The following is a 22,425-nucleotide window of genomic DNA, read 5'->3' on the forward strand; positions in this document are numbered from 1 at the left end:
GGTGGACGGAGGACGGCATGAGCGGGCAGCAGAAGGCGCTGCTGGCGGCGCTGGGCGTACTGCTGGTGGTGTTGTTCGTGGTCGCGGTGGGCGTGGGTGGCGGCGACCGGGGCGACCCGACGGCCCGGTACCCGCTGGTCGACCTGCTGGGTCGGGCCGGCGGCGGGCGCGGCGCCGTGGACCCGGCCGGTGTCGACGCGGACTGCGCCGAGCAGATCGGGCGGCTGGCGATCATCGGTCGCTGCGAGCTGCGGGTCGCCGACCCGGGCGGGCTGCGCACGCTGGTGTTGCGCAGCCCGGACGCGTTCACCGTGCGGGCTGCGGCCCCGGGCGACGCCGACTTCACCGTCACCGACGAGGTGAAGCCGGCCGACGACGGCAGTGGTGCCGTGGCCCGCGTCGCCGTCGATCGGGCCACCACGGTGCTGGTGAGTTGTCCGCTCGGGTGCCTCGTCACGATCGCGCGGGACTGAGGCCGGGAGGTCGGGATGGACGCGTTGCGCAAGCCGTTCCTGCTGCTGGCCATGCTGGCGCTGGTGCTGGCGGTCGGCGTGGAGGTGGGTGCCGGGCTGCTGCTGGGGGGCGGTGACGCCGGCGCGGCGCTGGTCGGCACCGCCGGCGATCTCGGTGTCGAGGTCGGTGACGTGCGGGAGGTCAGCGAGCCGTCGGGACGCGGCACCGGCTACCTGGCGCTGATCGACGCGGTGGCGCTCTGGACGACCGGGTTGTTCTGTCTGGGCCTGGTCCTGCCGGAACGGCTGCACGGCCGGATCCAGGGCGTGGCCACCCTGATCTTCTCCATCGTCCTGATCATCGTGGCGCTGCTGGCGCTGGTGTTCGCCTTCATCGAGCTGATGATCATGGTGTCGTTGTTCCTGGCCCCGCCGTTCGGCCTGCTGGCCTACCTCGCGCTGTGGGGGTTCTTCCCGGTCGGCGACGCCGCGGTGCTGCTCGGCCTGGTGCTGCTGCTCAAGCTGGCCTGGGCCGGGCTGCTGATCCTGGCCCAGCCGAAGTTCCTGCAGAACAAGGGGCTGGTCCTGCTGATCCTGACCAGCCTGCTCTGCACGGTGGTGCTGGAGTTCCTGCACCACCTGGTGCCGGTGATCCTGGTCAGCATCCTCGACGGGGTAGGTGCGCTGGTCTTCGCGGTCATCGCGATCATCTGGGCGCTGGTGCTGCTGATCGGCGCGATCCCGGCGATCGTCAAGGCGGTACGGGCCACCGCCGCCCTCCGGGCCGAGCCCGACTAGACCTGGCCACCGAGGGCTATGGTTGTCGTGTGATGGGGCTCGGCCTGCTCTGGTACCTCGCCGGCGTGCTGGCCGACGTCGGTGCCGACAGCATGCTCTCCGGCACGGCCGCCGTCACCGGGGTCCTGCTTGCCGCCGTGCTCTCCGCCGCGATCCAGATCTGCGGCGTGCGTGTCGAGGCCGACGTTCGGACCGCTCACCGGGTGCTCCGCGAGCGTTCCGCTCGCGCGGGCGTACCCCGCCACCGTGATCCGGACGCGGCCGGCCGCGCCCGCCCCCGGGCACCCACCGCCGCGACCCTCGCGGTCGCCTGAGCCTCACCCACCCGTCCCACCGCCGCTCGTCGGCGACCGCTGCTGAGGTGCTGTCCACCGTCCAGTCGTAGGTCGCAGTTCGAGGGGTGCTCCATGTCCAGTTCGTTCTTCCTGTCCACCGTCCGTCAGCCACTCGGGGCGGAGGTGGCTCGATGAGTACGCTCGTCAGTCCACTGATGGCGGTGATCTACCACACCATCTCCGCGATCCTGCTGTTCTGGCACGCCGCCTGGCAGCGGCTGTTCGGTGACGGTGCCGAGCTGGGCACCAACTGGTCCTGGGTGCTGGGCATCGTCTTCCTGGTGCTCACCGTCCGGACGATCCTGTTTCCGATCTTCGTCAAGCAGATCAGGTCGCAGCGGGCGATGCAGGCGTTGCAGCCCAGGATCAGGGAGCTGCAGGAGAAGCACCAGGACGACCGGGAGGCGATGCAGCGGGAAGTGTTCGAGCTGTACCGGTCGGAGAAGGCCAACCCGCTGATGGGCTGTCTGCCGATGCTGGTGCAGATTCCCGTCTTCCTCGGTCTGTTCCACGTGCTGCGACACGTGAAGCCGACAATGCCGGAACACCTGAAGACGCTCTACGGATGGTCGGTCGCCCAGTTCGACAGCGCGTCGTCCGCGACGCTGTTCGGCGCGCCCATCGCGGCCAGCTTCAGATCCTCGGCGCAGGAACTCGCCCTGCTCGGCGCCGACGGCGCGACGGTCAGGATCGTTGCCGCCGTGCTGATCCTCATCATGATCGTCACCACCTACCTGACCAGCCGGCAGATGATCCTGCGCAGCGGACGGGCCGAGGATCCGCAGCAGCGGATGATGCAGCGGCTGATGCTCTACGGCATCCCCGCCTCGCTGCTCGTCTCGGGGTTCATCTTCCCCATCGGCGTGATCCTCTACTGGGTGACCACGAACCTGTTCTCGCTCGGCCAGCAGACCTGGATGCTGCGCAGGTATCCGTCACCCACGAGCGGTGCGACCGGCCCGGACACGCGGGCCAGCAAGCCGAAGGCGGTTCCGACCCGCGCCGGGGACGAACCTGGCCGTCGGGCCGCACCGGCACCGAAGGTCGGGGCGAAGCCGACCAACGCCCGTCGCCGGCGTACCACCTGAGAACTGCTCCGAATCAGCGGTGCCGGCCACCACCGCGGCGGTGGCCGGCACCCCGGGGTCAGCTGATCTCGGCGGTCGTCCAGCGGGCGGAGGCGTTCGTGACGGGCGTGACGTCGCCGACCAGGGTGGTCGATGCCTCGGCGTCGCGCCGGGCGCTCGTACCGACCCAGAGCTCGACGTCGCCGGGCTCCACCACGCGGGTGAGCGTGCGGTCGGAGAAGGCCAGCCGGGTGGTGGGTACCGTCAGCGTGACCGTGGCCGACTGGCCCGGTGCCAGGTGGACCCGCTGGTAGCCGAGCAGCTGCGCCACCGGCCGGGTCACCGAGGCCACCAGGTCACGGCCGTAGAGCTGGACCACCTCGTCGCCGGCCACCGCGCCGGTGTTGGTGACGCGCACGCTCACCGTCACCGGCCCGTCGGTCGGCACCGTGGCCGGCACCGTCAGGTCCGCGTACTCGAACGTGGTGTAGGACAGGCCGTGGCCGAACGGCGCGGCGGGCGTGGCCAGCAGGTTGGTGACCTCGTTGCCGTCGCCGAGGGTGGGATGCAGGTACGAGTACGGCTGCGCCCCCGCCGACCGGGGCAGGCTGACCGGCAGCCGGCCCGACGGGTTGACCCGCCCGGAGAGCACACCGGCGATCGCACCGGCACCCTCCTCACCGGGGAAGAACGTCTGCACCACCGCCACGCAGCGGGTCAACGCCCAGTCGATCGCGTACGGCCGGCCGGTGAGCAGGACCAGGACGACGGGCCGGCCGGTCGCCAGCACCGCCTCGACCAGCTCCCGCTGCACACCGGGCAGCTCCAGGTCGTCCCGGTCGCAGCCCTCGCCGACCGTGCCGCGCCCGAAGAGGCCCGCGTGGTCGCCGACGACCAGCACGGCGACGTCCGCCGCGGCGGCCGTGGCGACCGCCTCGTCGAAGCCGGAACGGTCGTCGTCGTCCACCTCGCAGCCGCGGGCCGAGGTGACCAGGTCGGCGCCGAACTCGGCGCGCAGCGTGTCGAGAACCGTGGGGACCTCGAAGCCGGTCTCCACGTCGGGATGCTGCACGAGCACGTGGTTGAGGAAGGAGTAGCAGCCGAAGAGCGCACTCTGCCGGTCGGCGTTCGGACCGATGACCGCGATCCGTCGGCCCGCCGGCAGCGGCAGCGCACCCTGGTTGGCGACCAGGACGACCGACTTCTCCGCGAGACGGCGGGCGATGTCCCGGTGCTCGGGCGAGTCGAGGTCGACCGCCTGGACCGGCTCGTCGGTGAAGGTGGCGTCGAGCAGGCCGAGTTCGAGCTTCTGGCGCAGCACCCGCAGCACCGCCTGGTCGATGACCGACTCGTCGAGTCGGCCGGCACGTACCGAGTCCGCCAGGGTGAGGTACGCGTCGCCGGTCGGCAGCTCGATGTCGACCCCGGCGGTGAGTGCCTGGACGGCCGCCTCCGCGTGGTCACCGGCGACCTGGTGCAGCAGGTTCAGGAACGCCACACCGTAGTAGTCGGCGACCACCGTGCCGTCGAAACCCCACCGGTCCCGCAGCAGACCGGTCAGCAACGTCGGATCGGCGGCCACGGGTACGCCGTCGATCTCGGCGTACGAGTGCATGACGGAGCGCGCGTCACCGTCGAGGATTGCCATCTCGAAGGGCACGAGCAGCACGTCGGCCAGCTCGCGCGGGCCGGCGTGCACCGGGGCGAAGTTGCGCCCGGCGCGAGAGGCGGAGTATCCGACGAAGTGCTTGAGCGTGGCGTGCACGCCCTGCGACTGCAGGCCGCGCACGTACGACGTGCCGAGGGTGCCGACCAGGTACGGGTCCTCGGCGATGCACTCGTCGACCCGGCCCCAGCGGGGGTCACGGATCACGTCGAGCACCGGGGCGAGGCCCTGGTGGACGCCGAGCGCCCGCATGGACGCCCCGATCGCCGCGGCCATCTCGGTGACCAGCTCGGGATCGAAGGCGGCGCCCCACGCCAGCGGGGTGGGGAAGGTCGCCGCCTTCCACGCCGAGAGCCCGGTCAGGCACTCCTCGTGCACGATCGCCGGGATGCCCAGCCTGGTGCCGGTCACCAGGTCGGACTGGAACTTCCACAGCCATGACGCCCGCGACACGGCGTCGACGGGACGGGTGCCGTAGGCGCGGGTGAGGTGACCGAGACCGTGCCGGGAGAAGTCCTCGAGCCTGCCGATGTCGCCGAACTCGCCCTGCAACGGGGCTACGGCCTCGCCCTCCGCCTTCTCCCAGAAGCCGACGAGCTGTGCGATTTTCTCCTCGATCGTCATCCGACCGAGCAGTTCACGCACGCGCGTCTCGCCATCGGGCCCGTACCGGTCGGGCCGGTCGTGGCCCGATCCTGTTGTCTGGGCCGGCACCGGTGCCGGCCCGCCCACGACCTCGCGGACCTCAGTCATGCTGTGCTACCCCTCTTGTGTTCGTGCCGCTGCCGCTCAGCCCTTGACCGCGCCCTGTAGGCCACCGACGATCTGCTTCTCGGCGAACGTGAAGAAAATAAGTGCCGGCAACATCGCCAGCGAGGTGAAGGCGAGGATTCCCGCCGTGTCGGAGGTGTACTGGCTGGAGAAGTTCTGCACGCCCAGCGGCAGGGTGTGCAGGCTCGCGTCGCCGAGCACGAGCAGCGGCAGGAGGAACGCGTTCCAGCTGGTGACGAACGCGAGGATCCCGACGGTGACCAGCGCGGGCCGCGACAGGGGCAGCAGGATCCGCCACAGGAAGCCGAGCCGGCCGGTGCCGTCGATGGCGGCCGCGTCCTCCAACTCACGCGGGATGGCGGTGAGGAACGGTCGCAGGATCACGATCGTCAGCGGCAGTGAGAAGGCGACCTGCGGCAGGATCACCGCGTAGTAGGAGTTGATCAGGTTGAGGTCGCGCAGCATCAGGTACAGCGGCAGGATCGCCGCGCCGGCCGGGAACAGCAGGCCGAGGGTGAAGAAGGTGTAGAGCACCTCACGGCCGCGGAACGTGTAGCGGGCCAGCACGAACGCGGCGCAGACCCCCAGCACCACGACGCCGATGGTGGTGCCCAACGCGACCACTCCGCTGTTGAACACCTGCCGCCAGAAGTTGCTCTGGGTCAGCACCCGGGCGTAATTGTCCCAGACCCACGGGTCGGGCAGCCCGGCCGGGTTCGCGACGATCTGCGGCGTGGTGCGGAAGCCACCGATGATCACGTAGATCACCGGAGTGATCGACACGGCCGCGACCGCGAGCGCCAGCGCGTACGTCAGCGGATTGCCCCACGACACCGGGCGGCGCTTGGCGGGTCGGGACAGGACGGCGTTCGCTGCCACGGTCAGTTTGCCCTTCTGGTGATGGCGCCCTCGATGTCACGACGCAGGAGGAAGCGCTGGAACAGCAACGCCGCGACGAACGAGATGGCGAACAGGATGACCGCCACCGCGTTGCCGTAGCCCCACAGCCGGGCGAAGAACCCGTTGTCCACCATGTACGTGGCCATGGTGGCCGAGGCGCCCAGCGACCGCACCGCCGGTACGGAAGTCACCCAGATCACGTCGAAGACCTGCAGCGAACCGATCATCGACAGGAACATCCAGATGCGGATCGTCGGACCCAGCAGCGGCAGCGTGACATGCCGCTGGATCTGCCACCAGCTCGCGCCGTCGATGGCCGCGGCCTCGTTCAACTCCTGCGGCACATTGGACAGACCGGCGAGCAGCAGGATGATGGCGAAGCCGACATACTTCCAGGTGAGGATGGCGAGCAGCGTCCAGATAACGATATCGAGGTCGGCGAGCCACGCCTGCACCAGGCTGCCCAGCCCGATCGACTCCAGCATCGCGTTGACCGTGCCGGCGTCGGCCAGCAGCAGCTTCCACATGATGCCGACGGTGACCTCGGCGAGCACGTACGGCACGAAGGCCAGCAGGCGGAACACGGTGCGCCCACGGAAGTTGCGGTTGAGCAGCAACGCCACACCCAGGGCGATGGGCCCCTGGATCAGCAGCGACCCGAACACGACGATCGCGTTGTTGCGCAGCGCGTCGAGGAAGATCGGGTCCTGGAACGCCAGGACGTAGTTGTCGAAGCCGACGAAGTCGGTGGGCGGCCCGACGCCACGCCAACGGAACAGGCTGTAGTAGAAGGCGAAGCCCATCGGGACTAGCACGAACATCACGTAGACGATCACGGCTGGCGTCGTGAGCCCGATGATCTCGTACCACTTGCGTCGGGTCTGCGCGGCTCGAGTGGACGAGCGCCGGGCAGACCGGGAGCCCGCCGGCGGCGCGGATGCGCCGCCGGCGAGGTCCAGGGTCGGGTTGGTCGAGGTCACTTGCGCGCGGCCGCCTTCATGGCCTCGACAACCTGCTCGGGGGTGCCGTTGCCGGCGAAGATGGCGACGATCGCGTCGTTCATCGCGTTGCCGACGGTGCTGCCGAAGGCCGTGTCCAGCCAGAGCTGCACGTAGGTGGCGCTGGTGGTGGCCTCCAGGATCGACTTCAGTGCCGGGTCCTGCACGCCGTCCTCGGCGCCCTTGGCCACGGGCAGGCCGGTACCGGTCTCGGCGTAGCCCTTCTGCACCTCGGGGCTCACGATGTACTTGAGGAACTCGACGCACTCGGCCGGTGCGTTCTTGGCGCAGGCGAACCCGTCGCCACCGCCGAGGGCCGCCTTCGGGTCACCCGCGGAACCCTCGATGGCCGGGACCGGGAACCAGCCGATGAACCTGTTCAGCGCCTCCTGGTCCGTGGTCACGTTGTCCAGGGTGCCCTTGTTCCAGTCACCCATCAGCTCCATCGCGGCCTTGCCGTTGGCCAGCAGACCGTTGGCGCTGGTCGGGTCGTTCTGACCCGGGGTGGCGATGAAGTTGGGCTGGAACGGCTCGGTGTCGATGAACGCCTTCAGGTCCTGGCCGGCCTTGACGAAGCACTGGTCGTCGAAGTTGTTCTCGAGGGACGCCTTCCGCAACGTGTCGACCGAGCAGGCCCGCAGCGCGAAGTTGTACCACCAGTGGGCGGCCGGCCACTTGTCGCCGGCGCCGACGGCGATCGGGATGACGTTGATGGCCTTGAGCTTGGTGACGGCGTCGTTCAGCTCACTGAAGGTGGTCGGCGGAGCGGCGATGCCGGCCCGCTCGAACATTTCCTTGTTGTACCAGATGCCCTCGATGCCCATCCGGTACGGCAGGCCGTACTGCTTGCCGTCCACCGCCCAGATCTCAGCCGCGCTGCCGATGTTGGCGACCTCGTCCTTGACCTGCTCGGTGATGTCCTTGAGGTAGTCGGCCTCCACCTGCTCACGGAGCTCGCCGCCACCCCACGCCTGGAAGATGTCCGGCGGGTCGTTGCTCAGCAGCGCGGCAGGGAGCCGGGTGCGCTGGAGCTGGTTGGTCTCGATGCCCTCGATCTCGATCGTGACCGTCGGGTGCTTGTCGGAGAAGTCCTTGGCGACCTTCTCCCAGTAGGTCTTACCGGGACCGTCCTGGGAGGCGTTGTGCCACCAGGTCAGCGTGACCGGGTTCTTGAACAGCTCGCTCTCGGCGGGTTCCTCGCTCTCACCGCCGCCGCCGCAGCCGGCGACGAGTAGTGCGGTAGTCATGGACAGCGCTAGAAAGGTGGTTGCACGGCGCTTTATAGCCATCGATTTCTCCTCGACCAGTCAGTCGGGTGCTCGGCCTGACGGCGAGTTTTACAGCCACGTAACCCTGTGTCAATCGGTGTCGATAACGTTTTCGACTCGCCTGCGACCAGGGCCCGCCGGCCCTCTATCATCATCGGCGTGGTGTTTCCCCAGCGTGTCAAGATGTCGGACGTAGCCCGCACGGCCGGCGTCTCCGTGGCGACTGTATCCAAGGTTGTAAACGGCCGTTACGGAGTGGCACAGGCGACCGTGGAGCGGGTCCAGCAGGTCATCCGCCAACTCGGTTATGAGGCGAGCCTGGGGGCGCAGAGTCTGCGTAGCCACCGCACCAATGTGCTGGGCATCCTGGTGGCCGAGTTCGAGCCGTTCTCGACCGAACTGCTCAAGGGCGCCTCCGTCGAGGTCGCCGGCACCGGCTACCAACTGCTTGCCTACTCGGGTGGCGACGGCGCCGGGACGGCCGTCGGCTGGGAACGCCGTTCGCTGGCCCGGTTGTCGGGCACGCTCATCGACGGCGCCGTGATCGTCACGCCGACCGTGGTCGAGACCAAGCAGGGCTTCCACGTCGTGGCCGTCGACCCGCACACCGGCCCCTCAGGGCTGCCGACCGTCGACTCCGACAACTTCGCCGGCGCCGTGCTCGCGACCAACTATCTGCTGTCACTCGGTCATCGCCGCATCGGGCACATCAGTGGACGCTCGGACCTCGAATCGTCCCGCCTGCGCGAGGCGGGCTTCCGGCAGGCGATGGCCGACGCGGGCGTGACGGTGGACGAGCGTCTGGTCCGGGTCGGCGGATTCCGCATCGAGAGTGCCGCCAATACCGCCGCCGAACTGCTCGCACTGCCCGATCGACCGACCGCGGTCTTCGCGGGTAACGACCTCTCCGCGATCTCCACGATCGACGTCGCCCGCAGCATGGGCCTGTCGGTTCCCGACGACCTGTCCGTGATCGGCTTCGACAACATCCCGGAATCGGCGCTGGTCAACCCGCCGCTGACGACGATAATGCAACCGTTGCAACGAATGGGTGCCGAGGCTCTGCGCCTGCTCGTCGACCTGATCGCCGGGGTCGACCGGGACATCCACATCCGGTTGCCCACCGAGCTGGTCGTCCGTGCCTCCTGCCGCGCCCTCGACCCGGTCGACGCCTAAGCTCTCGGCGCTTCCGAGATGCGGCGTCTCGCGGCGTCCCGAGCGCGGGAAACCCCGACAGGCCGCATCTGGCGACCGGCGCTCGGTGGTCAGTGACCGGCGAGAGCGGCCGCGGTGCGCTGGTCGAGCAGGCCGTCGGCGACCAGCACACCGTAGTGGCCCGTCCGGCTCGCTCCGGCCGGAATGGTCAGGGTCTGCTCGAAGGCGAAGGCCACGCAGACCCCCGGGTACATCGTGGTCCGCACGAACCACCGGTCCCCCGCGCCGAGACCAGTGAAGACCAGGGTGTACGCCCCGCCCTCCGGTGCCCGCGCCCGCATCGCCACCCACGGTTCCGCGCACCCGTTGACCTGCTCCTCGCCGGCCAGCCGAGCGGTGAAGACCTCGGGTGGCTCGGCGGCCACCGCCCGCCAGAAGAACCCGCCGTAGCCGGCTCCGCCGGGGCGACCGTTGGTGGCCGGGCTGCCCAGCACGATGTCCCGGTCGGCGGGAGCGGTGAGCGTGCTGCTCACCTCCAGCCGCCACACACCGCCGTGCCCGGGTACCGCCGAGGCGGCCAGCGCGCGTCGCTCGGTGAGCAGCACCTCGCCGGACGGGTCGCACCAGTGCAACCGGTGGTCGAGCCGCTCGGCCGACCGGTGCTCCCAGCCGGTGTGCACGATGCGGCCGTGATCGGCGCGCCAGGTGTACCCGGTGTCCCGCACGTACGTCCGCCCGCCCCACAGGTTGGTGCCGTCGACGTCCTGCACCGCCAGGGACGCTCCGAGATGCCAGACGTGGTCGGCGGGGAGCGCGTCGGTGACCACGGTGCCGGCCAGGGTGCGGACCGGGTGCAGGTACGGCCGGGGCCCGTGCCGGACGTCCAGGTCGGGATCGAGCACGTACCGGGCGACCGGCGTGCCCGCGACGAGCAGTTCCTCGTCGGAGACCTGCGCGGCGGCAGCGGCTGGAACGGCAGGATCGGTCCCGGCGGTCACGACAGCTCCACGCGGGTGACCGGCCGGCGGCGGGCGACGGCGTGCACGGCGGCCAGCGCGTACCCGACGAGGATCGGCACCGCCACCGGGGTGACCAGCACGCCCAGCAGGGCCGTGACCAGGGTGGTGCCGGCCAGCGCGGCCCAGTTCGCCGGGTGGTCGAGGCAGGCGCGGGCGGCGCGGGTGACCGCCGACCGCCACCCGGTGCCGCCGGTACGCCCCACCTCGACCACGATCGCGGCGGCGTAGCCGAGCAGGGCCGACCCGACGACGGTGGTGAGAATCAGCGCCACCGTACCGCCCGGCACCCGGCCGGTGGCCAACGCGGCCAGGTCGGCGACGAGCAGCCCGGTCGCGGCCAGCCCGAGCAGGACCGCCGGCACGCCCGGCAGCAGGGCCCGGCCGAAGCGGGACAGCGTACGGCGAGCGGGTGGCCAACTGCCGGTGGTGAGCCAGTCGTGCACGGCCGCGCTGGCGGTGCCGACCGCGGCCCCGGCGGTCAGCACCGGCGCCGAGGCGAGCACGGTCAGGATGCCCAGCAACGCCAGGTCGGCACCGTCGCGGACGGTGTCGCGCCAGTCGCGGCGCGGTTCGCCCGGTTCGTCAGCCCTTGAGTCCACTGGTGTTGATCCCCTCGACGAGCATCCGCTGGAAGGCCACGAAGAACAGGAATACCGGCAGCAGGGACAACACCGCCATGGCGAACATCGGCCCGACGGCGCTCTGGCTGGTCGAGTCGATGAACAGGGTCAGCGCCACCGGAACCGTGTAGTCGCTCAGGTTGGACAGGAAGACAAGTTGCCGGAAGAAGTCGTTCCAGGTCCAGATGAACGAGAAGATCGCGGTGGTGACCAGCGCGGGCCGGCTCAGCGGCAGGATCACGTGCCGGAAGATGCCGAAGGCGTTCGCGCCGTCGATCCGCGCCGCCTCGTCCAGCTCGCGTGGGATGCCGCGCATGAACTGCACCATCAGGAAGACGAAGAACGCCTCCGTGGCCAGGAACTGCGGAATCAGCAGCGGCAGGTACGGCCACTCCCCGCCGACCAGGCCGAGGGTACGGAAGAGGATGTACTGCGGCACGATCAGCACGTGGCCCGGCAGCAGCAGGGTGCCGATCATGACGGCGAACCACAGCCCGCGCAGCCGGAACTTCAACCGCGCGAAGGCGTACGCGGCCAGCAGGCAGCTCACGCCGTTGCCGAGCACGGTGAGCAGGCTGACCATGGCGCTGTTGAGGAAGAACCGGCCGAAGCTGACGTCGAAGTTGCCCCACCCGTCGGTGTAGTTGCCGGGGGTGAACGTCCGCGGCAGCAGACCGATGTTGTTGACGATCTCCTCCTGCGACTTGAACGAGGTGCCGATCATCCAGATCAGCGGGTAGAGCACGACCGCGACGATGCCCAGCAGCACGATCAGTCGCAGCCAGGAGCGGCTGCGCGGACGTTGCGGCCGGGTCGCCACGGGCGGGGCCACGGTGCTCGCCACCATCAGCGGTCCTCCCCGTCGGAGTAGTGCACCCAGAACCGCCCGGTGCTGAAGAAGATCACCGTGATGATCGCGATGGCGATCAGGAACACCCAGGCCATTGCCGAGGCGTAGCCCATCTCCAGGTCGGTGAAGCCGGTGATGTAGAGGTTGAGCGTGTACATCAGGGTCGAGTCGACCGGCCCGCCGGTGCCGTTGCTGAGCACGAACGCGGCGGTGAAGCCCTGGAAGCCGTTGATCGTCTCCAGCACCAGGTTGAAGAAGATCACCGGGGAGAGCATCGGCAGGGTCACGTTCACGAACTGCCGGAACCTGCCGGCCCCGTCGACCGAGGCCGCCTCGTACAGCTCGGTCGGCACCTGCTTGAGCCCGGCCAGGAAGATCACCATTGGCGCGCCGAACTGCCAGATGGCCAGCACCATCAGCGTCTCGAGCGCCCAGTCGGGGTCGTTGACCCAGGGTTTACCCTGAATGCCGAAGAGGGCGAGGAACGAGTTGAACGCGCCCTCCCGGTTGAACATGTTGACCCAGACGATGGCCAGGGCCACGCTGCCGCCGAGCAGCGACGGCAGGTAGAACAGGCCACGGAACAGCCCGACTCCGCGCCAGGCCCGGTTGAGCAGGAGAGCCACCCCGAGCGCCGCGGCCAGCTTCAGCGGTACGGCGATCAGGGCGAAGCTGAGCGTGACCCGTACCGAGTGCCACCACGAGGGGTCGCTGGTGAACATCCGTTCGTAGTTGGCCAGCCCGACCCACTCCACCTCGGACCACGGCGTGAGGATGTCGTAGTTGGTGAAGCTGAGGTAGAGCGACAACAGCATGGGTATCGCCGTGATGCCCATCAGACCGATGAGCCAGGGCGACAGGAATACGTATCCGGCCAGACCTTCCCCGTGCCGGATCCGTCCGGTCCCGCGCCGGCTGGCGTCGGGCCGGACGGATCCGGTGCCGCGTCGGGTCGGGTCGGGCGCCGTGGTCAAGGCCACGAACTGCTCCTCTCCGGGTGGTGCGGCGGGTCAGGAGGCGATTGCCGCCTTGCAGGCCTCGATGAACTGGGCGGCGGCCTCGGCGGGGGTGGCCCGGCCGTACTGCGCGTTCTCGGCGGCCTTGATCAGCTCGGCGCGGACCTTGCTGTGACCCTTGATCGGCACCTGGGGCGACTCGCCGAACTTCTCGGCCAGCTCGGTCTCGACGGCGATGGACTGCTTCATCGCCTCGTCGGTGGTGTCGTCGCTGACCACCCGACGCAGGTCCATGTTGGACGGCAGGCCACGGTCGGTGCCGAGCAGCTTGACCGCCTCCGGGTCGTTCGCCAGGAAATTGATCACGTCGACCGCGATGTCGGCGTTCTTGCTGCCCCGGAACACCGACCAGTACATCGAGGCTCGGGCCCACTGCGCGCTGGGGTCGCCCGGGTAGGCGATGACGCCCAGCTCGTCGGCGGTGTTCTTTTTCAACTCGGGCATCTGGTTGACCCAGACCCAGCTGGTGCCGGCCTTACCGGTCACCACGAGCTGCTTGGTGATGTCGGTGGCGTTGCCCTCGTGGATGACGTCCGGCGTGGGGGTGGCCCCCCGGTCCCGGGCACCCTTCCACAGCTCGAACCACCTGGTCACGTCCTCGGCGGTGAATCCGAGTTCACTGCCGGAGTAGAGGTCCTTGCCCTGCTGGCGCAGCCAGACCCAGAACGCCTTGTAGTCGGCGCTGGGGTCCTGGGTGCCGGGTACGCCGGCCTTCTTGCTGACCTGCTCGGCCCAGGCGATGTGCTCCTCCCAGCTCATCCCGGTGGTCGGCTCGGGCAGCCCGTTCTTGTCCAGCAGCGTCTTGTTGTAGACCAGGCCCTGGGTGTTCTCCCCGGCGGCCAGGCCGGCGAGCTTGCCGTCGACCACCCCGTACTGGAGCAGGCTGGGCGGGAACTTGGTGGTGTCGAGGTCACCGGAGTCCTGGTACGGCTTGAGGTCCAGGGTGGTGTTGCGGGCCGCGTACTCGGCGAGGAAGTTGTCGTCGATCTGGAAGATGTCCGGCGGGTTGCCGCCCGCGGTGAGGGTGGCCAGCTTGTCGAAGTAGCCCTGGTTGGCCTGCCAGGTCTTCTCGAAGGTGACGTCGGGGTTCTTCCGGGTGTACAGGTCCAGCGCCTGCTCGGTGAGCTGGGCCCGGGCGTCGCCACCCCACCAGAAGATCGAGATCTTGGTCTTGCCGTCGGACGCGGCGTCGTCGCCGCAGGCCGCCGCGGCGCCGACCATCGGCAGGGCCACGACCGCGGCGAGCAGGCCGCGCAGCAGCCGGCGGCGCAGCAGGGGGGTACGGTAGGTGCGCCCGTCGGGCGCGTCGGCGGTGGGGTGCGTTGCGGGGTGCATGTGCGCTCACTCCTTGGCGTTAGGAGGCGACGACGTCACCGGCGGCCACGATCGGGTTGCCCGGGTCCGCACGGCGATGCGGGCCCGGGCCAGCGGCAGCGGCTCCGGGACGTTCCCGGCCGGCGTAGGGGCCCGGTCCGGTGGAGTCGCGGATGACCAACTCGGTCTGGAGCATTACCTGTGCGGTGGTGCGACGGACGCCGACAGCCACGGCGGCACCGCTGCCCCGCGCGGTGCGCGGGACGTCGGTGTCCTGTTGCAGCAACATGTCGACGGCCGTCCGGCCGGCGGCCGCGGTAGGCGTGGCCACCGTCGTCAGCCGGGGACGGGTGAGCCGGCTCAGGGAGATGTCGTCGACCCCGACGACACTGATCTCCTGCGGCACCCGGACCCCTAGTGCGTCGAGCCCTTCGAGCAGGCCGATCGCCATCAGGTCGTTGTAGGCGAGCACGGCGGTGACGCCGGCCCGGCGCACCTGCTCCGCCTGGGCGAGACCGCCGGCCTCGGTGGGCGGGTTGGGACCGAGCACCGTCAGGTCGGCGCCCGCGGTCCGGGCGGCGGCGCTGGCGGCCCGCCGGATCTCCCGGCTGGTCCACGAGCCGCGCGGCCCGCCGAGCAGCGCGATCTCCCGGTGGCCCAGCCCGGCGAGATGCTCGATGGCCGAGCGGGCGCCCTGCCCCACGTCCATCAGTACGCAGGGCAGCCCGGCCAGCTGCCGGTTCACCACCACCAGGGGCACCTCCCGGCTGAGCTGCTCGATCAGGCTGTTGCTCATCCGAGGGCTGCACAGCAGCACCCCGTCGACCTGCTTGGCCAGCGCGTGGACCAGCTCCTCCTCGACGGCGGCGTCCTCGTTGGTGTCGGCCACGAAGACGTGGTAGTCGCGGTGGCGGGCCTGGCTCTCCGCCGCCTTGATCAGCGGCGGGAAGAAGGGGTTGGCGATGTCGGCGATGATCAGCCCGATGTTGTGGGTGCGGCCGGTGATGAGTGCGCGGGCGGCGCGGTTGGGCCGGTAGCCCAGATCCTCGGCGCAGGCGAGCACGCGTACCCGGGTCTCGGGATTGACCAGGTGGGGTGCGGAGAAGGTGCGGGACACCGTGGAGATGTGCACCCCGGAGGCCCGTGCGACGTCCCGGATGGTGACTGGCATTCAGGCCCCCTTCATCGATGTGTCGGCGGTCACGGTGTCGCCAATTAATGCAAACGGTTGCTCCAGTGTCAACGGCCGATGGTTGCGGCTGTGTTTCAGGAGTCGGCTCTCCATGCACCTCAATGCCTCGAAGCCGGGGCAAAAGCCGCCGATTTCCGGGCCGTCGTTGACTCGGGGCAATCGATCGTGATTACTTCAATGCAAAGGTTTGCAGAGAGATCGAGGAGCATCGGTTCGTGTCACCCCAATCCGGAGGACGGGCCCGGCACGCCGTGGTCGGCACCGGCGCCCGCGCCGAGATGTTCGTCCGGGCGCTGGTGCGCGACCACGCCGACACCGCCGAACTGGTGGCGTTCGCCGACGTCAACCAGGCCCGGATGGACGCCCACAACCGGTGGCTCGGCGAGCTGGGTCACCGGCCCGTGCCGACGTACCACGCGGCCGACTTCACCACGATGCTCGCCAAGGAGCGCGTCGACGTGGTGCTGGTGACCTCGGTCGACGTCACCCACGACGAGTACGTGGTGGCCGCCCTGGAGGCCGGCTGCGACGTGGTCACCGAGAAACCGATGACCACCGACGCGCCGCGCTGCCAGCGCATCCTCGACGCGGTACGGCGCACCGGTCGGCGGGTGACCGTGGCCTTCAACTACCGCTACAACCCGCTGCACGAGCAGCTGCGCCGGCTGCTGGCCGACGGCGCGGTCGGCGAGATCGGCTCGGTGCACTTCGAGTGGTTGCTCGACGTGCGCCACGGCGCCGACTACTTCCGCCGCTGGCACCGCGACAAGGCCAGCTCCGGCGGGCTGATGGTGCACAAGGCCAGCCACCACTTCGACCTGGTCAACTGGTGGCTGGACGCCACGCCGGTGCAGGTGTACGCGGCCGGGCGGCTGTTCTTCTACGGCGACGCCGGTCGTCGACACGGCTACGCCCGCGACTACGACCGGGCGCACGCCGCGCCGGCCGCCGAGGACGACCCGTTCGCGTTGCGCCTTGCCGAGCATCCCCGGCTGCGCGAGCTGTACCTCGACGCCGAGGCCGAGGACGGCTACCACCGCGACCGCAACGTCTTCGCTCCCGGGGTGAGCATCGAGGACGACATGGCGGTGCTGGCCACCTACTCCACCGGGGCGACCATGACCTACCACCTCACCGCGTACGCGCCCTGGGAGGGTTACCGGGTGATGGTCAACGGCAGCCGGGGCCGCCTCGAACTGGAGGTCACCGAGAGCGAGTTCGTCAGCCCGGCCGCCGCCGGCGCACTGAAGGGCGCCGCCCTGCACGGCGACCAGGCCGCCGACGAGGGCGGCGCGGCCACGCTGACCCTGCGCCCCTTCTGGTCGCCACCGCAACGCATCGAGGTCGATGGGTACACCCGGCACGGGCACGGCGGGGCGGACGCTCGGATGACCCAGGTGCTGTTCGGCGGCGTACCCGATCCGCTGCACCGCGCGGCGACCGCCCGCGACGGCGCGCTGGCCCTGCTCACCGGCCTGGCCGCCAACCGGTCCTTCGACACCGGCGCCCCCGTCCGGGTCGCCGACCTGCTCAGCCTCGACTGACTCGACCACAGGAGCCGCTCCCCGTGCCCACCTCGACCAGACCCGACCTGCTCCTCCCCGCCGAGCCGGGCCAACGCGCACTGGCCCGGGAGCTGTACGCGCTGGTGGCGCAGCTGCCCATCATCTCCCCGCACGGGCACGTCGACCCGGCGCTGCTGGCCGAGGACCAGCCGTTCCCCGACCCGTCGCAACTGCTCATCGTGCCCGACCACTACGTGACCCGGATGCTGCTCAGCCAGGGCGTCTCCCCCGGCGAGCTGGGCGTGCCCAGCCGTGACGGCAGCCCGGTGGAGACCGACGGGCGGAGGATCTGGCGTCGCTTCGCCGACCGCTGGCACCTGTTCCGGGGCACCCCCTCGCGGTTGTGGCTGGAGCAGACCTTCACCGAGGTGTTCGGCGTCGGCACCCGGCTCACGCCGGACACCGCCGACGAGGTGTACGACGCCCTCGCGGCCCGGCTCGCCGAGTCCGACTTCCGGCCCCGGGCACTGTTCGAGCGGTTCAACATCGAGGTGCTCGCCACCACCGAGTCCCCCTTGGACGACCTGGGCCGGCACGCCAAGCTCGCCGCCGACGGCTGGGGTGGTCCGGGCGGGCGGGTGGTCACCACTTTCCGCCCGGACAACGTGGTGGACCTGGACTTCGAGGACTGGTCGGGCAACGTCGACCGGCTCGGCGAGATCACCGGGGAGGACACCGGCACGTACGCCGGCTATCTGGCCGCGCTGCGCGCGCGCCGGGCCGCCTTCATCGCCGCCGGGGCCACCTCCTCCGACCACGGCCACCCCACCGCCCGCACCCTCGACCTCGGTGCGGACGCGGCGACGCTGTTCGACCGGGCCCGCCGGGGCGCGGCCGAGCCGGGCGACGCCGAGGCGTTCCGGGCGCACATGCTGTTGGAGTTCGCCCGGATGTCGCTCGACGACGGCCTGGTCATGCAGCTGCACCCGGGCGCGGTACGCAACCACAACCGGTGGCTGTACGCCCGGCACGGCCGCGACGTGGGTGGTGACATCCCGCAGGTCACCGAGTACGTGCACGCCCTCGCCCCGCTGCTGGATGCCTACGGCAACGACCCGCGGCTGCGGGTGGTGCTCTACACCCTCGACGAGGACACCTTCACCCGGGAGCTGGCGCCACTGGCGGGCGGGTACGCCGCCCTGCTGCTCGGCGCGCCCTGGTGGTTCCTGGACTCCCCCGAGGTGCTGCGCCGTTTCCGGGAGGCGGTCACCGAGACCGCCGGCTTCTACAACACCGCCGGGTTCGTCGACGACACCCGGGCGTTCTGCTCCATCCCGGTCCGCCACGACGTGGCCCGTCGCGTCGACGCCGGCTTCCTGGCCCGGCTGGTCGCCGAGCACCGGTTGCCGATGGACGAGGCCGCCGAGACCATCGTCGACCTGGCGTACCGGCTGCCGAAGCAGGTCTTCAAGTTCGGGGAGAGGGCATGACCAGAATCACCGAGGTCACCGTGCACGACGTACGGTTTCCCACCGCCGCCAGCGGCGATGGCTCCGACGCGATCAACCGCGGCGACTACTCGGCCACCTACGTGGAGCTGGGCACCGACGGCGGCCCGACCGGCGCCGGATTCACCTTCACCAACGGCCGGGGCAACGAGATCACCTGTGCCGCTGTCCAGGCGCTGCGGCACCACGTGGTGGGCCGGACCGTGGCGGAGCTCGACGCCGACCCGGTGGTTTTCTGGCGGTCACTCGCCGCCGACGTGCAGCTGCGCTGGCTGGGCCCGGAGAAGGGGGTCATCCACATGGCCACCGGTGCGCTGGTCAACGCCGTGTGGGACCTGAAGGCCAAGCTGTCCGGCAAGCCGATGTGGCGCTACCTGGCCGAGCTGCCCACCGACGAGCTGGTGGCCAACGTCGACTTCAAGCACATCACCGACGCGCTCACGCCGGACGAGGCCGCCGCCATCCTGGACAAGGGCCGCGACGGGCTCGCCGACCGGCTGGCCGGGCTGGAGCGCGACGGCTTCCCCTCGTACACCACCTCGGTGGGCTGGCTCGGCTACCCCGACGACAAGGTCCGCGCGCTGACCCGTGCCGCGTACGAGCAGGGCTGGCGGGCGATGAAGATGAAGGTCGGTGGCCCGCCCGCCGACGACCTGCGGCGGGCCCGGATCATCCGGTCGGAGATCGGGCCGGACGCGCTGCTGATGATGGACGCGAACCAGGTCTGGGACGTCGACGAGGCGATCACCAACATGACGGCGCTGGCCGAGGTCGACCCGTACTGGATCGAGGAGCCGACGCACGCCGACGACATCCTCGGCCACGCCCGGATCGCCCGCGCGATGGGCGAGCTGACCGGCGGGCGGTGCCGGGTCGCCACCGGCGAGGTGGCCGCCAACAAGGTCATCTTCAAGCAGCTGCTCCAGGCCGAAGCGATCGGCGTGATGCAGATCGACGCCTGCCGGGTCGGCGGGGTCAACGAGGTGCTCGCCGAGATCCTGATGGCGGCGAAGTTCGGGGTGCCGATCTGCCCGCACGCCGGCGGCGTCGGCCTCTGCGAGTACGTGCAGCACCTGGCGATCTTCGACTACCTGCGGGTGGGCACGAGTCTGGAGGGACGGATGGTGGAGTACGTCGACCACCTGCACGAGCACTTCGTCGACCCGGTACGCACCCGCGACGGGCGCTACCTGCTGCCGACCGCGCCCGGTTACAGCGCCACCATGCACCCGGAGTCGATCGCGACCTTCCGCTTCCCGGACGGCCCGGCGTGGCGGTGACCGTGGACGCGTCCCGGCTCGGGCTGGGCGTGGTGCGCCGGCTGCCCGCCGACGCCCGCCCAATGGTCCGCCCGGGCACCGTGCCGGCGGGCGTGGTGCACCTCGGGCTCGGCGCCTTCCACCGCGCCCACCAGGCGGTCTACACCGAGCAGGCGATCGGCCTGGCCGGCGGCGACTGGGGCATCGTCGGCGTGGCGCCCCGCAACGCGGCGCTGGTGGCGGCACTGGCCGCCCAGGACAACCTCTTCAGCGTGAGCACGCTCTCCGCCGCCGACCGACGCACCCGGGTGGTCGGTGCGCTGGCCGGGGTGCGGTTGGCCGCCGCCGACCCGCAGGCGGTGGTGGCCCTGCTGGCCGACCCGGCGATCCGGGTGGTCACCCTGACCGTGACGGAGAAGGCGTACCAGCTGGACCCGGCCGGCGGAACGCTGCGCCCCGACGCCGACCTGGTCGCCGACCTCACCATCGACCGACCGCCGGCCACCGTGCCGGGGCTGCTGGTCCGCGGGCTGCTCGCCCGGGCCGCCGCCGACGCCGGGCCGATCGCCCTGGTCAGCTGCGACAACCTGCCCGCCAACGGCCGCCGGCTACGCGGCCTGGTGACCCAGTCCCTGGCGTACGCGGGCACCCCGCGTCCGGCACTCGACTGGGTCGAGGAGCAGGTCGGTTTCCCCGGCACCATGGTGGACCGCATCGTCCCGGCCAGTACCCCGGAGACCCTGGCCGCCGCCCGCCGGGCACTCGGCGTCGAGGATCTCGCGGCGGTGGCGGCCGAGCCGTACACCCAGTGGGTCATCGAGGACGACTTTCCCGGCGGCCGACCCGCGTGGGACCGGGCCGGGGCGGTGCTCTGCGCGGACGCGGGGCCGTGGGAACGGCTCAAGCTGCGCGCCCTCAACGGGGTGCACTCGGCGACCGCGTACCTCGGTGCGCTGGCCGGTTGCGAGACGATCGCCGACGCCCTCGCGCTGCCGCACCTGGCCACCGTGCTGCGCCGGTTGATCGCCGAGGACGTGGCGGCCAGCTTCGCCCCGCCCGACGGGATCGACGTGGTCGGCTACGGCGAGCAGGTGCTGGAGCGTTTCGGCAATCCGGCGATCCGGCACCGCACGCTCCAGGTGGCGATGGACGGGTCGCAGAAGCTGCCGCAGCGCATCCTGCACACGATCGCCGACCTGCGCGGGGCCGGCCGTCCGGCCCGTTGGGCGGCGCTCGTCGTGGCCGCCTGGATCCGCTTCGCCCAGGGCACCGCCGACGACGGCCGTACCCTGCCGCTGGACGACCCGTTGGCGGAACGGATCCGCGCGGCCCTGACCGCCGCGCCGCAGACCCCGTCCGGGGCGGTGGACGCGGTGCTCGGCCTCGACGAGGTCGTCCCGCCCGAGGTGGCCGCCGACGCCCAGGTCCGCGCGGACGTGGTGGCCTGGCTCACCGACCTGCACCGCCACGGTGTGCCCGCCACCCTGGCCGGTGCGCTGTGACGGTAAGGAAGGGCACCTTGTTAACGCCTGCGGTAGAGGAAGGGGCCCCTCTTAACGTTCCGCGCGTGGCGCTGGTCGGGGCGAACGGGCACGGGCGCTGGCACCGACGGGTGATCAGCCCGCTGCACGACGCCGGCCGGGTACGCCTGGTCGCCCTGGTCGACACCCGGCCCATCGAGCCGGAACCAGCGGCGCCGGTGCCGGCCGGCGTGCCGGTGTTCACCGACCACCGCGCGATGCTGGCCGACGTCGTACCGGACGTGGTGGTCATCTGCACCCCGCCGCACACCCATCTGCGGATCGCCCGGGACGCGGTGACCGCCGGTGCGGACGTGCTGTTGGAGAAGCCGCCGGTGCTGTCCACCACCGAACACGAGGAGCTGGCCGGGGCGCTGGCCACCACCGGCCGGGTGGCGCAGGTCGGGTTCCAGGCGCTCGGCTCGGCGGCGCTGACCGCGCTGACCGACGCGGTGCTGGCCGGCCGGGTGGGTGCGGTGGACCGCATCGCCACGGTGGCCGCCTGGCAACGCCCGGACGCCTACTACGCCCGCGCGCCCTGGGCCGGACGCCGACTGCTCGACGGACGGCCGGTGCTCGACGGCGCGCTGGCCAATCCCCTGGCACACGCGGTGATGCAGTGCCTGGCGGTCGCCGAGGCCGTGGGTGGCGCACCGGCGGAGCCGGCAAGCATCGAGGTGGAGCGCTACCGGGTGCGGCCGATCGAGGTGGACGACACCGCCGTGTTGCGGGTACGGCCGCGTCACGGGCCGCCGATCGTCGCCGCGGTGACCCTCGCCGGTGAGGATTTCATCGCCGGCGAGGTGATCGTCACCGGCGACGGTGGGCGGGCGGTGCTGGAGTACCCGACCGACCGGCTGCTGCTCCCCGGCGACGCCACCGCCCGCGAGGTGCCCGGGCGGCGCGGGTTGCTGGAGAACCTGCTGGCCCATCGGGCCGATCCGCGGGTGCCGCTGATCGCGCCGCTGGCCCGAACCGCCCCGTTCACCGCCGTGCTGACCGCCCTCCAGGCGGCCCCCGAGCCGACGCTGCTGGACGGTGCCCTGGTGGAGACCGTCGGCGCCGGTCCGCAGCGGGTGCTGCGGGTACGGGGCGTCAACGAGGTGCTACGTCTGGTGGCCGAGCAGGGTCGACTTCCGTCAGAACTCGGGGTGCCCTGGGCGGTCGCCCCTTGGCGAACCGATCCGATCGGGCAAGAATAGGAGGCGTCGC

At 70.8% G+C, this 22,425-nt stretch carries 20 protein-coding genes; 10 read left to right on the top strand and 10 right to left on the bottom strand.

The genetic code is table 11. The annotated features are described in order from the left end of the window. Positions 1-17: 17 nt before the first annotated feature. From SM447_RS17160 to yidC, 4 genes are all read left to right on the top strand, one after another. The gene (locus SM447_RS17160; RefSeq protein ID WP_474573812.1) at positions 18-473 is read left to right on the top strand and encodes a hypothetical protein; all 456 of its coding nucleotides are present in this window, start codon (positions 18-20) and stop codon (positions 471-473) included. 15 nt (positions 474-488) lie between these two features. Next, positions 489-1,250 carry a hypothetical protein gene (locus SM447_RS17165; RefSeq protein ID WP_474573813.1) on the top strand — a complete coding sequence of 254 codons (762 nt, stop codon included), beginning with the start codon at positions 489-491 and terminating at the stop codon, positions 1,248-1,250. Between the two features lie 32 nt (positions 1,251-1,282). Further along, complete coding sequence (locus SM447_RS17170; protein WP_474573935.1) at positions 1,283-1,564, top strand: DUF6412 domain-containing protein; 282 nt, start codon at positions 1,283-1,285, stop codon at positions 1,562-1,564. 152 nt (positions 1,565-1,716) lie between these two features. Then, positions 1,717-2,673, top strand: a complete 957-nt coding sequence (yidC, locus tag SM447_RS17175) for a membrane protein insertase YidC (RefSeq protein ID WP_474573814.1) — start codon at positions 1,717-1,719, stop codon at positions 2,671-2,673. Positions 2,674-2,731: 58 nt separating this feature from the next. On the opposite strand, the gene SM447_RS17180 is transcribed toward yidC, so the two are convergent. From SM447_RS17180 to SM447_RS17195, 4 genes are read right to left on the bottom strand one after another with little or no spacing between them, the layout of a single operon-like run. Continuing rightward, positions 2,732-5,071 carry a beta-xylosidase/alpha-l-arabinosidase gene (locus tag SM447_RS17180; protein WP_474573815.1) on the bottom strand — a complete coding sequence of 780 codons (2,340 nt, stop codon included), beginning with the start codon at positions 5,069-5,071 and terminating at the stop codon, positions 2,732-2,734. A 36-nt stretch (positions 5,072-5,107) separates the two neighbouring features. Next, positions 5,108-5,974 carry a carbohydrate ABC transporter permease gene (locus SM447_RS17185; protein WP_474573936.1) on the bottom strand — a complete coding sequence of 289 codons (867 nt, stop codon included), beginning with the start codon at positions 5,972-5,974 and terminating at the stop codon, positions 5,108-5,110. Beyond that, entirely contained in the window at positions 5,971-6,969 is a 999-nt protein-coding gene (locus SM447_RS17190) for a carbohydrate ABC transporter permease (protein WP_474573816.1), read from the bottom strand. Before SM447_RS17190 ends, SM447_RS17185 begins: the two co-directional genes overlap by 4 nt. Further along, positions 6,966-8,234: an extracellular solute-binding protein gene (locus tag SM447_RS17195; protein WP_474573817.1), complete on the bottom strand. Its 1,269-nt coding sequence runs from the start codon at positions 8,232-8,234 to the stop codon at positions 6,966-6,968. Before SM447_RS17195 ends, SM447_RS17190 begins: the two co-directional genes overlap by 4 nt. A 204-nt stretch (positions 8,235-8,438) precedes the next feature. Here SM447_RS17195 and SM447_RS17200 point away from each other — a divergent pair, with 204 nt between their 5' ends. Further along, complete coding sequence (locus SM447_RS17200; protein WP_474573818.1) at positions 8,439-9,431, top strand: LacI family DNA-binding transcriptional regulator; 993 nt, start codon at positions 8,439-8,441, stop codon at positions 9,429-9,431. Positions 9,432-9,520: 89 nt separating this feature from the next. Here SM447_RS17200 and SM447_RS17205 read toward each other — a convergent pair whose 3' ends face one another. Genes SM447_RS17205 through SM447_RS17230 form a run of 6 tightly spaced genes read right to left on the bottom strand, consistent with a single transcriptional unit; the run spans position 9,521 to position 15,400 of the window. Next, the gene (locus SM447_RS17205) at positions 9,521-10,408 is read right to left on the bottom strand and encodes a DUF6807 domain-containing protein (RefSeq protein ID WP_474573819.1); all 888 of its coding nucleotides are present in this window, start codon (positions 10,406-10,408) and stop codon (positions 9,521-9,523) included. After that, positions 10,405-11,028: a hypothetical protein gene (locus SM447_RS17210; protein ID WP_474573820.1), complete on the bottom strand. Its 624-nt coding sequence runs from the start codon at positions 11,026-11,028 to the stop codon at positions 10,405-10,407. The genes SM447_RS17205 and SM447_RS17210 overlap by 4 nt, the downstream gene beginning before the upstream one ends. Beyond that, complete coding sequence (locus SM447_RS17215; protein WP_474573821.1) at positions 11,012-11,896, bottom strand: carbohydrate ABC transporter permease; 885 nt, start codon at positions 11,894-11,896, stop codon at positions 11,012-11,014. The genes SM447_RS17210 and SM447_RS17215 overlap by 17 nt, the downstream gene beginning before the upstream one ends. Further along, positions 11,896-12,879: a carbohydrate ABC transporter permease gene (locus SM447_RS17220; RefSeq protein ID WP_474573822.1), complete on the bottom strand. Its 984-nt coding sequence runs from the start codon at positions 12,877-12,879 to the stop codon at positions 11,896-11,898. The genes SM447_RS17215 and SM447_RS17220 overlap by 1 nt, the downstream gene beginning before the upstream one ends. A 30-nt stretch (positions 12,880-12,909) precedes the next feature. Beyond that, positions 12,910-14,250, bottom strand: coding sequence for an ABC transporter substrate-binding protein (locus SM447_RS17225; protein ID WP_474573823.1), 1,341 nt, complete (start codon positions 14,248-14,250; stop codon positions 12,910-12,912). A 19-nt stretch (positions 14,251-14,269) separates the two neighbouring features. After that, positions 14,270-15,400, bottom strand: coding sequence for a LacI family DNA-binding transcriptional regulator (locus SM447_RS17230; RefSeq protein WP_474573824.1), 1,131 nt, complete (start codon positions 15,398-15,400; stop codon positions 14,270-14,272). Positions 15,401-15,636: 236 nt separating this feature from the next. Between SM447_RS17230 and SM447_RS17235 the strand changes: the two genes are divergently transcribed. From SM447_RS17235 to SM447_RS17255, 5 genes are all read left to right on the top strand, one after another. Then, positions 15,637-16,965, top strand: a complete 1,329-nt coding sequence (locus SM447_RS17235) for a Gfo/Idh/MocA family protein (protein ID WP_474573825.1) — start codon at positions 15,637-15,639, stop codon at positions 16,963-16,965. A gap of 23 nt (positions 16,966-16,988) precedes the next feature. After that, complete coding sequence (gene uxaC / locus SM447_RS17240) at positions 16,989-18,416, top strand: glucuronate isomerase (protein ID WP_474573826.1); 1,428 nt, start codon at positions 16,989-16,991, stop codon at positions 18,414-18,416. Next, on the top strand, positions 18,413-19,714 hold the full coding sequence (locus SM447_RS17245) for an enolase C-terminal domain-like protein (RefSeq protein ID WP_474573827.1): 1,302 nt from the start codon (positions 18,413-18,415) through the stop codon (positions 19,712-19,714). Before uxaC ends, SM447_RS17245 begins: the two co-directional genes overlap by 4 nt. Continuing rightward, positions 19,705-21,195, top strand: a complete 1,491-nt coding sequence (locus SM447_RS17250; protein WP_474573828.1) for a mannitol dehydrogenase family protein — start codon at positions 19,705-19,707, stop codon at positions 21,193-21,195. The genes SM447_RS17245 and SM447_RS17250 overlap by 10 nt, the downstream gene beginning before the upstream one ends. A gap of 65 nt (positions 21,196-21,260) precedes the next feature. Next, positions 21,261-22,415 carry a Gfo/Idh/MocA family protein gene (locus tag SM447_RS17255; RefSeq protein WP_474573829.1) on the top strand — a complete coding sequence of 385 codons (1,155 nt, stop codon included), beginning with the start codon at positions 21,261-21,263 and terminating at the stop codon, positions 22,413-22,415. The last annotated feature ends 10 nt before the right edge of the window (positions 22,416-22,425 follow it).

Source organism: Micromonospora aridisoli (assembly GCF_056150025.1).